This window comes from Candidatus Clavichlamydia salmonicola, assembly GCF_015356765.1.
GTDB lineage: Bacteria > Chlamydiota > Chlamydiia > Chlamydiales > Chlamydiaceae > Clavichlamydia > Clavichlamydia salmonicola.
Genome location: NZ_WTCQ01000001.1, coordinates 1 through 12,153, shown reverse-complemented (window position 1 = coordinate 12,153; position 12,153 = coordinate 1). Strand labels below are relative to the sequence as shown.

Below are 12,153 nucleotides of genomic sequence, written 5' to 3'. Positions count from 1 at the left end.
CTTATTCACTATAAAGTAACTAATTCTTTCCCAAAGAACTTTATATTTAGGTTTATTTATGAAAAATATAACTCAAGATGTTTTAAATCAGTTGATGAGTTTATCTCGTCTTAAATTAAATGATACAGAACAGAATTCATTAATAGGAGACTTAGAGAACATTATAAAATATTGTGGAGTGCTTGAAGGGGTAGAATGTGAGGAATCAGATTTTCAAGATAATCATGAAGCAGATGAAACGATGAGCTTAGAGTCTTTAAGAAGTGATGAAACAACAATAAGTTTGTCTCAAAAAGATTTTTTGATCAATGTCCCTGATCATGTTGCTGGTTTAGTAAAGGTTCCTCCTGTAATTAAGAATTAATGAGAAATAAGATGTATCAGTTATCAGCAACAGAACTTCACGCGGCTTTTTTAGATGGATCATTATCTGCGGAAAAAATCACTCAATGTTTTTTAGACCGTATTCAAGCTTATGATAAAAAAGTGAATGCTTTCATTAGTGTTTTTGATGAAAAAGCCTTGGCGCATGCTCGGTCTTTGGATGAAAGACGATTAAAAGGAGAGAGAAAATTTGGAAAGTTAGCAGGAGTTCCTATAGGCATTAAAGATAACATTCATATTAAAGGTGAAAAGACGACCTGCGCGTCTAAGATGTTAGAAAATTATGAAGCGTTGTTTAATTCAACTGTGATCAACTTATTAGAAAATGAAGATGCTACTTTCTTAGGAAAGCTGAACATGGATGAATTTGCTATGGGTTCATCAACAGAGCATTCTTATTTTGGTTTTACGGCAAATCCATGGGATCTAGACTGCGTTCCAGGAGGATCTTCAGGAGGATCAGCTGCTGCTGTAGCAGCGCGATTATGTCCTGTTGCGTTAGGTTCTGATACAGGTGGGTCTGTCCGTCAACCAGCTGCATTTTGTGGTGTTGTGGGACTAAAACCTTCTTATGGAAGAATCTCAAGGAATGGGTTAGTGGCTTTTGCGTCTTCTTTGGATCAAATTGGACCATTAGCTACTACTATGCAAGATACTTCATTGCTTTTGAATATTCTAGGTCGTCATGATAAACAAGATGCTACTTCAGTAAATCTTCCTCCAGTGCCTATAAATTGTTCTGATAAAAATATAAAGGGGAAAACATTAGGGATTCCTCGAGATTTTCTTGGTGGATTAAGTCTTGATGTGGCTAAAAATTTTGAAGAATCTTTAGAAGTATGGAAAGATCAGGGTGGATTAATTGTAGATATTCACCTGGAAGTTTTACGTTATGCTTGTTCAGTTTATTATATTTTAAGTATGGCAGAAGCCAGTAGTAACTTATCTCGTTATGATGGAATTCGTTATGGGCATCGTTCTTTGGCAGCTGAAAATTTAGAAGAAGTATATGCATTAAGTAGGACAGAAGGTTTTGGTAAAGAAGTACGTCGACGGATTATGATGGGTTCGTTTGTGCTATCATCATCTAAGAAAGAGGCCTACTATGTTAAGGCGTTGGCGGTCAAAAATCGCATTATTCGTGAGTTAAATAATGCTTTTAAAATCTGCGATTTTTTAGCTACTCCTGTTACGCCAAGTGTAGCATTTAAAAGAGGAGCAATAATGGACCCTCTAAATATGTATTTACAGGATATATATACAATATTTGTTAACATTGCTGGGATAACTGCTATCAGTTTACCTTCTGGGTTTAATAATGATGGTATGCCATATGGCTTCCAGTTAGTAGGCCAGCGATATGCAGAAGCAAATTTGTGTAACGCAGCTTACATATATGAAAAAAACACAGGCTATGGGGGTAAAATGCCTCCTTTATTTAATCAAAGATAATATGGGAAGAACAAATGACACAAACAGGCGATATCTATGGGGACTGGGAACCTGTTATTGGGCTTGAAGTCCATATCGAGTTAAATACTCAGTCAAAATTGTTTTCTACAGCTCTCAATCATTTTGGAGATGTTCCTAATACTAATATTTCTATTGTTTGCACAGGTCAGCCAGGAGCTTTGCCTGTGCTTAACCAAGAAGCAGTGCGTAAAGCAGTTGCTTTTGGTTGTGCTGTTGGTGGTGATGTATCAACTGTTAGTTATTTTGATAGAAAAGCTTATTTTTATCCTGATAGCCCAAGAAATTTTCAAATTACTCAGTTTCATCAGCCTATAGTTAAAGGTGGGTCAATAACAGCGCTTGTACATGGTGAAGAAAAGATCTTTACTTTACATCAAACTCATATAGAAGATGATGCAGGTATGTTAAAGCATTCGTTAGACTTTGCAGGTGTTGATTATAATCGAGCAGGTGTGCCTTTAATAGAAGTTGTTTCAGATCCCTGCATATTCTCTCCTGCTGAAGCTATTGCATACGCAACATCTATTCGTTTATTAGTAGATTACTTAGGTATATCTGATTGTAACATGGAAGAAGGCTCTTTACGTTTTGATGCGAATATCTCTGTGCGTAAGAAAGGAGAGCAAGAATTACGCAATAAAATTGAAATAAAAAACATGAACTCATTTACATTTATGGGGATGGCTTTAGAGGCTGAGATTAAAAGACAGATCAGAGAATATCGTTCTAATCCTGAAAAAGCGATTAATGAGGTTATCATCCCAGCAACTTACAGATGGGATGCTGAAAAGAAAACAACAGTACTTATGCGCTCCAAAGAAAGTGCTGAAGATTATAGATATTTTAGAGAGCCAGACTTACCAACTTTGATTTTATCTCACCAAGAGATAGAGGAAGTAAGACAATCTTTACCAGAGTTTCCTTATGCTAAATATCAAAGATATATGAAAGAGTTTGGTTTACCTGATGCTGTGGCTCTTATTTTAACTGAAGATAAGCATTTAGCAGCTTTTTTTGAAAAAGCAGTTAATTTTACTCAAAGTTATAAGGTTCTTGCTAATTGGATCACTGTAGAATTCATTGGTCGTTTCAAAAATAAAGAAGGGACATTGCTTTCATCAGGTGTTGTGCCTCAGCATATTGCTGAAATGGTTGAAATGATTGAATCAGGAAAAATTACAGGAAAAATGGCGAAAGGTCTTGTTGACTTAATGATTGAATCTCCAGGTGTAAGTCCACAGGAATTAGTTCGTGGTAATGAAGCTTTTGAGCCTCTTATGGATCAAGGCATTCTACAAGATATTATTGTTCAAGTGGTTGCCTCTAATCCAACTTCTGTTTCTGACTATAAGGAAGGTAAGAAAAAAGCTTTGGCTTTTCTTGTTGGTCAAGTTATGAAAGCTACACAAGGTAAAGCAGCTCCAGGCTTAGTTAATGAATTGCTTCTAGCAGCTTTAATTGACTAAATTTTAATAACAACTCTAATTTTTTAATTAGAGTTGTCTACATTATTTTTTTTTCTTTGATTTTGAATATTTCTATTTTCTTGTAAATCACTATTGTTTTTCTCTTGAGGAATGTTTGTTGCAGATGAATGGACAGAAAATGGATGTGTTTCAAGAAACTGGGTCTCAGGCTTATTAATTAAAGGCATAGAAACGAACTTTATAACCATAAAAGTAGATGCAAGTAACCCAATACCTAAAAATAATAAAGGGCTTCCTAACATTGCAATGCTACCACCAGTGGCTAAGTTGGCTCCAATTATAAGTGCAATAGCAGCAGAAACAACAAGAATAGGAGCAATGATCCCAGCTATTCTTCTAAGAGTAGATGAGTACTTAGAGTTATGAGATAATTCACCAGCTAACAAGCCTCCAGCTCCCCCAACTATCCCTATCATGGGAATGATGCCCAAAGCGGCCATTCCAGATCCATGAGTTGTTACGATCAACACAACCATGGCAATAATTCCAACAGCTATAATAGTGCTGTATAAGATCATACGATATTTTGGATGATCATTAAGTAGTTGCGTAATTTTGCCAAAATTATCTTTAAATATTCCTGTTACTTTAGAAAATTTATTTGGAAGAGGTGCTTTTTCTCCTGTAGGAGATGCTTCTAGCTGTTTTTCAGGAATAGGTACAGAAGAGGTATCAGGGTTAATTGGAAAAGAATTTTCTGGAGGTAAAGAAACAGACATAAAAAAAAGAAATAATAGTTTTTAATAATTTTATCAATAAAAACAATTATTAATTAATGTAATTTTATTTTTTAATAATTTTGTAATGAAAGCTTTAAAAAAAGCAATATTAAAGCTTGTCCTTTAGGATAAAAGAGAGAATGTCTATGTATGAATATGATTTTTTAAATAAATCTAAAGAAGAAAAAAGATGATGCTTTAGCCATTATTGAAGGGTTATAAGGGATATGAGTTAATGTAGGTAGGTTCAATCCAACTAAATGCAAACGCCTTACATATCTCATAGTTATAAGATAGGATTAAAGAAATTACTCTTTATCCTTTGATTTTTTTTTTGCTCTAGGCTTATGACTTAATCGAATTAATTGTTTTTATGAATTCTATATTGATAAGGCTATAGGTGGTTTATCAGAAAGCACCTGAGCTTGCTAACACACTACTGTTCTGCATCAAAGGCAATTAGGAGAACTTTACTTCTATTGGTTGTTGAGCTAAACGAGTGTGTTATGGAGTTGCAGTATTAGTCAAAAAAGTTGCTCAGCCTATTATAAGAAATGAATTCATAATAGAAGAAAAGGCTTAGTAATACAGATAAGGACAATTTTGAGTTTTATCAATGTATTAAGATCTCCTAGTGGTATGTTCTCTTGTATCAGATCTTGATTCTGCTGGTATAGAAAAAAGTGGTCCATAAATACAAGGAAAGATGATCCAACAAGATCAAGATTCTAGTAATGAACCTATAGAAGTATTGTCAAAAGATCCTAAGCCACATCCTACAGTCAATAAAAGGAAATGACTATTTTGTTATTGCTATTTTTAATAGTAAAAAAATGTGCTGATAAATGTGTAGAGATGGGTCTTATGGTTATATCACTTTCTTTAGAAGGTAAAAAAAGTTCGTTGAGTATGGATAGTTTTGTTTTCTTAATTCCAAGATATATTCCTTCAACTCAAGCAAAAGAGGAAGAGGTAGTTTTTAATTGTGTATGAAAAACGTATAAATAAAAAAAGTGATGCTTAAGCAATGATTGAAGGGTTATAAAGGATCTGAGCTAATATAAGTAGGTTTAATCCTACTAAACGCATATAATTTAATTTAATAAAAGTATAAATATGAGCCCTTATATATCTCATAGATATAAAATAGAATTATAGTAATTATTTTTTAGTCTTTGATTTTTTTTTCTATTTCAGGCTTATAATTAAAGACTTATAATTTAATCGAGTAAATTGTTTATATGAATTCTATAATGTATGATTGGGGTAGAACACTCCCTAAAACTCCTGGAGAGGCTTGTCGCAACTTTAAAGCTAATGCGTGCACTCTTTGGAAAATATCCAGACTAGTAAGTTCATCATTGTTAGGTATAGCAGGACTTGCTTTAGGGGCATCTTGCTACAATATTGATAATACTTCAACAAATAGTGGATCAGGATGCGCTACTACTTCATCTACAGGGCAAGTAGATGATAATTGTACTTCTAAGGGATGTTTAAGTGCAGGAGTGCTTTATGGAGTAGCTGGAGCCGCAGTAGTAGCAGTTGTATTAGCTCCAAAATGTTTTAAGACTATGATAAGAGGTGGACGGAGTGTCGAAGAAAAGGAACTGAAGGAGGTGGTTTTAGATGACTTGCCAAGAATGTTAGGAGGAGTAACTAGTTGTATAAATGGTTTTATTTATATACCTATGTGTGTCTTGATTATTAGTAAAGCAAAGAAATATGATAAGGTCTGTAAAGCTGTTAATGGTCTGGTAATGGCATGTACAGTTTTCTATTTTTTTGATGTTGGATTATGTATATGGGATATGGTTTGTTTAGAAATTTCTAAACATAAATCTTGGAAAAAAGTGAAAGCACGTTCTCTTTTATCAGAGATTGAATCTGATGCTCAAGTAAAGGGTTGTTTGTCTTGTTATGGAAAAAATAAAAATCAGCGTAGTTCTCATGAAGTTATAGAAATGTTGCCGCCTTTAGAAAAGGCTGGTCCAGAAGTAAAAGGAGATGCGATTCAACAAGATCCAAATCCTAGTGATGAACATAAGGTAGTAATATCAGTAGATCACAAGCCAACTTCTAAAGGAAATGGGGATCAAGGATTGTTGTGTTGTTGTGTTAAAGGTAAAAAGTCTCCTGTTAGTGAAGGTTTAGATATGGTTTCTATGGTTGCTCAATCTTCGTTAGAAGGGGATGAAGTATCATTGAGTAGCAGTGGCAGTTCAGTATGCTTAGACCCAATTTATGGGCCTTTAAATGAAAAGCAAGATCCAGTGGTAGCTTTTAATCGTAAAGGAACACCTTATTCTAGCAATAAACCTGTGGTAGTTGGATCAGCAGATCCAAAGCCAATTCCTAAAGGAAATGGGTGAAAGGGATTATTCTGTTGTGTTAAAGGTGATAATCCCCCAATTGTTGAAGTTATAGAGATGTTGCCACATTTAGAAGAGGCTGGTCCAGAAGTACTAGGAGATACGATTCAACAAGATCCAGATCCTAGTACTCAACCCATAGAAGTGGAAGAAGTAAGGATACAACAGTATCCAGATCCTAATCTAGCTCCTAAAGGCGATGAAGTAATAAAATCAGGTGTTGTTGTTGTGTTATTGTTTGTAAAAAAGTCTGATCTAGAAGATGAGGAGGGAGTTCATTAAGTAGTGATAGTTTTGTCTGCTTAAGTCCAGGGTATTGTTTTTTAAATCATGCTCAAGAGTCATTGGTCATTTTGAATCTTTTAGGTAAATCTAATGGGTAAAGAAACTTTTTCATAATAAAAATATTTTCATAACTTTTTTTTTATAATGTTTTAGTATTAGAATTAGTAATCTGTTAATTAAATAAATATTTGGTGTTTATGGGTTTAGGTATTAGTATTTTTGGAAGAAAGCTTCCTTCTAATCATAGAGAGGCCTGTGTAAATATCAGAAATAATCTGAGTAATGTCTGGAAGGTTGTCCGGGTAGTATCCGCAGTTTTTTTGGGAATAGCAGGAGGAGCGTTAGTGGCTGGATATTGTGAATGTAAAGATCAGAAAGCTGTTTCATCTACTCCTGTTCCTCCTAATGTTAATGTAGTCGATGTGTGTAAATATGCTGGGCTTGCCTGTGCATTAGCAAGTGGTATTGATTTTGGTGTTTCTGCAGTGAAAACACTACTAGTACCTAGTATTAGTAAACAATATAAATACCCTCAGCAGCATCATGCATTTTTGATGGGTATAATTTGGGAATATCTTCCAAAAGTATTTGCCATGAGTTTTACTGTTGTTTCTGGGGCATTAATGTTTCGAAATGGGTGTATTAAGTCATCTGATCTTGATCGTCTGTTGCTGAGCTACTTGGTTGTTATTTTTTACTTGATTGATGCTGTTCTGGGAATGTTAGATCTGTGTTCTTTTGATCAAATCAAAGAAATGCATAAACGTATAAAACATCAAAAAATGTTGTCACCTTTAGAAGAAGCTGATCCAGAAATGCAAGGAGAAGTACTTCAACAAGATCCAGATCCTAGTAATGAAGCTAGAGAAGTACTATCAACAGATCCTCATGCAGCCCCTAAAGGCGATGGTAGAAATGGACTACTGTGTTGCTGTATTAAGGGTAAGAAGCCTACTACAGAGGCTGTAGAGCTTGATGTTATGTTGCCGCCTTTAGAAGAGGCTGATCCAGAAGTGAAAGAAGAAGAGATTGAACAAGAGCCAGATCCTAGTGATGCGCCTACAGAAGTGTTAAAAGAATATCCTGAACCGGTTTCTAAAGTAGAAGGGAGTAATGGGCAGAGGTGTTGTTGTTGTATTGTTTCCTGTACAAGAGCCTGATTCAGAAGATGGAAAAGAGGGGGCATGGAGTAGTGATAGTTCTGTGTATTTAAGCTCAGGGTATTGTTTTTTAAATCATTTAGGTAAACCTAATAGATAAAGAAATAATTTCTACTCAACAAATAGGTTATTTGAATATTATGGCTTTAAAATCAATACCTTATCGATTAAAGCGATGAGTTCTATAATGAACTATTGGAGTGGAGAACTCACTAAATATCCTGCAAAAGCTTTTTAAATCTTTAAAGCTAATGTATGAAATCTTTGAAAGATGTTCTGACTAGTAAGTTTATCAGTTTTAAGTGTAGCAGGGTTTGTTATAGGGGCATTTTGTTGCCATATTGATAATGCTCAAATTGGTATATATGTGTCAAAGTAAGCCCATGTGTCACTAAAGAAAAAATTTTTATATAATAAGGAGTTTTTTAGAGATCTTTTAATGTTATATTCTTAAAATTAATAATTTATAAATTAAAATAATATGTTGGTTTTATGGATTCAATTATAATTTTTTTTGGAAAGCATGTTCCAAGCAACCCTCAAGATGCTTTTTCAAATTTTAAACGAAATTTAGGAAATTTATATCAAAGGGTTCGTTTAGTTGTATCTTGTGTTTTAGGTGTTTATGGACTGGATATGGCGTCTGGGTGTTATAGTAAAAGTTGTGGGGATAAAGTTGCTACGTTTAGTTCAGGGGTGTCAACCAAATGTACTCTTGATCCGTTGAGAACTGCATGCTTGGTTGCAGGGGTCTTTTATGGAGTAGGAAGTGCTGTTTATCTTGGTTTAGTGCTTGCGAACAATATTACGATTCTCTTAAAGAAAAAAAGATACTGTTATCCTTATACGAGTACCAGGCAGGAGTTATTATGTAATGTTCCAATAATAGTAGCAGGATCATTAGGCGCGGCTTATGGTTTGATTTACATGCCTGCCTGTATGTTGATTGGGGTCGAGAATACTGGTCAGAGTACAGCAAGATGGTGTAAGGTGGCCCATGCTTTAGGGGCGACTTCAGGGGTTATGTATTTTGTTGATGTTGGAGTGATTTGTTTTGATATGTTGTTCCAAAACTTAGTGATAGATGATGATTCAGTGGATGATCAGGAAAGAGAAGCTGTTATGTTGCCAGCTTTACAAGAGGCGTGTGCAGACATGCAAGTAGATATTATGCCATAGATCATAGAAATGAATTTATAGAAGTATTATCAGGTTTTTAGGTATGGCTGGATTGGCTATGGCCTCCAGGTGTTATGGTGAAAGTTATGGGGGATAAAGTTTTTACTTCAACAATAATCACGTCTATTTCAGGGGTGCGAATGAAATGTGCTCTTGATGTCCTTAGAACTGCATGCTTAGTTCTTGGAGTCTTTTTTATCTGGGTATAGTGCTTGGGAATAAAGTTATCATGCCTGTCAAGAAGCAAGGGCGCTGTTATCCTTACGCGACTGTAAGGCAAGGTTATTATGTAATATGCCAATAGTAATAGCAGGATCAGTAGGTATGAGTATGGGTGGATATATGCCTATGTATATTGCTTGGACACGAGAATGATGGTGCTCTTGAAGCAAGATGGTGTAAGGTGGCACATGCTTTAGGAATGATTTCAGGGGCTTTGTATCTTCTTGATGTTGGGGAAATGTATTTTACAAACTTAGGGATAGATGATAATTCAGGGAATAAAGAGGGATTATCAGTTATTGTGTTGTCATCTTTAAAAAATGCTGATTTCGCCAATTCAAGAAGATGTTAATCAACAAGATGAATCCAAATTTAATCGTTAAGGAAAACCTTAAGGATAAATAATTTTATATATATATTTTTTTTAAAGATTTTTTAATGTTGTATTCTTAAGATTAATGGCTTGTCAACAACAACAGTGGAAATTGGTTTTATGAGTTCAATTATAAATTTTTTAGGAAAACAAGTTCCTTCCAGCCCCCAACAAGCTTGTTCAAATTTTAGACGAAATTTAGGTAATTTATACAATGGGGCCCGTTTAGTTGCGTCATTTGTTTTAGGTGTAAGTGGATTGGTTATAGCGTCTGGGTGTTATAGTGAAAGTTGTGGGGATAGAGTTCTTTCTACATTAACGACGCCTAGTAGTATAAGTGAGAGACCCCAATGTGCTCTTGATGCATCAAGAACTGCATGCTTGTTTGCAGGGGTCTTGTATGGAGCAGGGAGTCTTGTTTATCTAGGTGTAGTGCTTGGAAATCAAGTTATCGTGCCCTTCAATAAACGAAAACGTTGTTATCCTTATACGACTGTACGTCAAGAGTTATTATGTAATGTTCCAGTAGTAGTAGCAGGATCATTAGGGATGGTTTATGGTTTGATGTGTATGCCTATGTGTATGTTGATGGGGCGCGAGAATCATGGTCCTGTTGAAACAATATGGTGTAAGGTAGGGCATTCTTTAGGTGTGATGTCAGGAGGTTTATATCTTGCCGATGTTGGGGTAATGTATTTTGATATGTGTTTCACAAACTTAGGGGTAGTGGGTAATATGGGGAATAAGGAGGTGTTATCAGTTATTATGTTGTCATCTTCAGAGAATGCTGTTCAAGAAGTAGAAGAAGATATCACTCAACAAGAATTAGTTTATAGCAGCGAGCCTATAAAAGAAGTATTAGAGGGCTCCGAGAAATATTGTAAAGGTAAAAATGGTCGAAAAGGGTTTTTTTGCTGTGTTAAGCGTAAGAATTATCCTGAGAATGATTTAGAGAATGCTGTTATGTGCCCACCTTTAGGAAAGGCTGGTCCAGAAGTAGTAGAAGATGTGATTCAATAAGATCCAGCTTCTAGTAATAAGCTTATAGAAGTGCTATAAAAATATCCTAAGCCAGTTCATAAAATAGGGGAGAGGTTAATGGACATAGGTGTTGTTGTTTCGTTATTTCTTATGCAGGAAATTGATTCAGAAGATGGCATAGAAAGTACATTGAGTAGTGATAGTTACGTATATTTAACTTCAGGTTATGGTCATTTAAAGCAAGCTCAATAGCATATTGTGAGTCATTATTGAAAATTTTTAAGATAAATCAAAAAAAAAGCAGTAAATTTATTTTCATAACTTTTATTTTTAATATTTTAAACTTAGAATCCATAGCTTAATCGTTAAATTGATGTATTGTCTTTATGGGTCCAGTTATAAATTTTTGGGGTAAGCAAATGCCTAGAACACCTCAAGCTGCTTTTTCAAATTTTAAACGAAATTTGGGAACTTTATATCAAGGAGCTCGTTTAGTTACATCTTGTTTTTTAGGTATGTATGGATTGTTTGTAGCAGCTAGGTGTTATGATGAAAGTTGTGAAAGTAGAATTTCTTCTTTAGACATGGTTACTCCTACTTTAAATTCAACAAGCATATGCTTTCTTGATAACTCTAGAATTCAATGTTTGGCTACTGGGTTTTTTTATGGAGTAGCGGGTAGTGTTTATTTGAGTGTAATGCTTGCAGAAGATGTTATTGTTCCACGGCATTTAAAAAGGTCCTATTATCATTCTATGGCTGTAAGTCGTGAGTTATTTTATAGTGTTCCAATAATAATGGCAGGATCACTAAGTATTGTTTATGGGTTGATATATTTGCCTGTGTGTATGTTAGTTGGTGAGAATTATCGTGATAAAAATAAAACAATGCCTTGTGCAGTAGCGCATATCGTAGGAATGGTTTCTGGGGGTATGTATCTTGTTGATGCAGGTATGATTTTTTGTGATATGTTGTTCGAAAACTTAAATATAGATGATGCAGCGCATCAAGATGAAACAAGAGTTGTTATGTTGCCTCCTTTAGAAGAGGCTGGTCCAGAAGTAGTAGGAGATGTTATTCAACAAGATCCAGATTATTCTTTGGATCATATAGAAGTATTTTTAGAAGGCCCACAAGATTTATCAGATGATGAGCAAGGTTCGATTCGAGATCCTTATTTGGATGGTATAGAAGTATTGTCAGAGGGCCCACAAGATTTATCAGATGATGAAGAAGGTTCGATTCAAGATCCTTATTTGGATGGTATAGAAGTATTGTCAGAGGGCCCACAAGATTTATCAGATGATGAGGAAGGTTCGATTCGAGATCCTTATTTGGATGGTATAGAAGTATTGTCAGAGGGCCCACAAGATTTATCAGATGATGAAGAAGGTTCGATTCAAGATCCTTATTTGGATGGTATAGAAGTATTTTCAGAGGGCCCACAAGATTTATCAGATGATGAAGAAGGTTCGATTCAAGATCCTTATTTGGATGGTATAGAAGTATTTTCAGAGG

At 34.9% G+C, this 12,153-nt stretch carries 15 protein-coding genes; 13 read left to right on the top strand and 2 right to left on the bottom strand.

Translation table 11 applies throughout. The annotated features are described in order from the left end of the window. The first annotated feature begins 58 nt into the window (after positions 1-58). The 3 genes from gatC to gatB are packed head-to-tail and all read left to right on the top strand — an operon-like array spanning position 59 to position 3,323. The gene (gene gatC, locus CLAVI_RS00070; RefSeq protein WP_194843556.1) at positions 59-364 is read left to right on the top strand and encodes an Asp-tRNA(Asn)/Glu-tRNA(Gln) amidotransferase subunit GatC; all 306 of its coding nucleotides are present in this window, start codon (positions 59-61) and stop codon (positions 362-364) included. Positions 365-375: 11 nt separating this feature from the next. After that, positions 376-1,836 (top strand): Asp-tRNA(Asn)/Glu-tRNA(Gln) amidotransferase subunit GatA, encoded by a 1,461-nt coding sequence (gene gatA, locus CLAVI_RS00065; RefSeq protein ID WP_194843555.1) that lies wholly within the window; start codon positions 376-378, stop codon positions 1,834-1,836. Positions 1,837-1,850: 14 nt separating this feature from the next. Beyond that, entirely contained in the window at positions 1,851-3,323 is a 1,473-nt protein-coding gene (gatB, locus tag CLAVI_RS00060) for an Asp-tRNA(Asn)/Glu-tRNA(Gln) amidotransferase subunit GatB (RefSeq protein WP_194843554.1), read from the top strand. Between the two features lie 23 nt (positions 3,324-3,346). Here gatB and CLAVI_RS00055 read toward each other — a convergent pair whose 3' ends face one another. Further along, complete coding sequence (locus tag CLAVI_RS00055; protein ID WP_194843553.1) at positions 3,347-4,063, bottom strand: IncV family inclusion membrane protein; 717 nt, start codon at positions 4,061-4,063, stop codon at positions 3,347-3,349. Positions 4,064-4,858: 795 nt separating this feature from the next. Between CLAVI_RS00055 and CLAVI_RS00050 the strand changes: the two genes are divergently transcribed. The 6 genes from CLAVI_RS00050 to CLAVI_RS00025 all read left to right on the top strand — a co-directional run bounded on the left by CLAVI_RS00050 (position 4,859) and on the right by CLAVI_RS00025 (position 9,059). Beyond that, a complete protein-coding gene (locus CLAVI_RS00050) occupies positions 4,859-5,056 on the top strand; it encodes a hypothetical protein (protein WP_194843552.1) in 198 nt (65 codons plus the stop codon). A gap of 248 nt (positions 5,057-5,304) precedes the next feature. Next, positions 5,305-6,435 carry a hypothetical protein gene (locus tag CLAVI_RS00045; protein WP_194843551.1) on the top strand — a complete coding sequence of 377 codons (1,131 nt, stop codon included), beginning with the start codon at positions 5,305-5,307 and terminating at the stop codon, positions 6,433-6,435. A gap of 57 nt (positions 6,436-6,492) precedes the next feature. Beyond that, positions 6,493-6,717 (top strand): hypothetical protein, encoded by a 225-nt coding sequence (locus CLAVI_RS00040; protein ID WP_194843550.1) that lies wholly within the window; start codon positions 6,493-6,495, stop codon positions 6,715-6,717. Positions 6,718-6,917: 200 nt separating this feature from the next. After that, entirely contained in the window at positions 6,918-7,880 is a 963-nt protein-coding gene (locus CLAVI_RS00035) for a hypothetical protein (protein ID WP_194843549.1), read from the top strand. Beyond that, positions 7,834-7,980 (top strand): hypothetical protein, encoded by a 147-nt coding sequence (locus CLAVI_RS00030; RefSeq protein WP_194843548.1) that lies wholly within the window; start codon positions 7,834-7,836, stop codon positions 7,978-7,980. Before CLAVI_RS00035 ends, CLAVI_RS00030 begins: the two co-directional genes overlap by 47 nt. A gap of 392 nt (positions 7,981-8,372) precedes the next feature. Then, the gene (locus CLAVI_RS00025; RefSeq protein WP_194843547.1) at positions 8,373-9,059 is read left to right on the top strand and encodes a hypothetical protein; all 687 of its coding nucleotides are present in this window, start codon (positions 8,373-8,375) and stop codon (positions 9,057-9,059) included. 37 nt (positions 9,060-9,096) lie between these two features. Here CLAVI_RS00025 and CLAVI_RS00020 read toward each other — a convergent pair whose 3' ends face one another. Beyond that, on the bottom strand, positions 9,097-9,339 hold the full coding sequence (locus CLAVI_RS00020; protein ID WP_194843546.1) for a hypothetical protein: 243 nt from the start codon (positions 9,337-9,339) through the stop codon (positions 9,097-9,099). A 54-nt stretch (positions 9,340-9,393) separates the two neighbouring features. Between CLAVI_RS00020 and CLAVI_RS00015 the strand changes: the two genes are divergently transcribed. The 4 genes from CLAVI_RS00015 to CLAVI_RS00005 form a co-directional block, all read left to right on the top strand. Then, positions 9,394-9,633: a hypothetical protein gene (locus CLAVI_RS00015; RefSeq protein WP_194843545.1), complete on the top strand. Its 240-nt coding sequence runs from the start codon at positions 9,394-9,396 to the stop codon at positions 9,631-9,633. A gap of 141 nt (positions 9,634-9,774) precedes the next feature. Further along, positions 9,775-10,674 (top strand): hypothetical protein, encoded by a 900-nt coding sequence (locus tag CLAVI_RS00010; protein WP_194843544.1) that lies wholly within the window; start codon positions 9,775-9,777, stop codon positions 10,672-10,674. Positions 10,675-10,752: 78 nt separating this feature from the next. Next, positions 10,753-10,887, top strand: a complete 135-nt coding sequence (locus tag CLAVI_RS05595) for a hypothetical protein (RefSeq protein ID WP_267239482.1) — start codon at positions 10,753-10,755, stop codon at positions 10,885-10,887. Between the two features lie 167 nt (positions 10,888-11,054). Continuing rightward, positions 11,055-12,153: MPP10 family protein (locus tag CLAVI_RS00005; RefSeq protein WP_228547616.1), on the top strand; the 1,099-nt coding region annotated here is incomplete at its 3' end.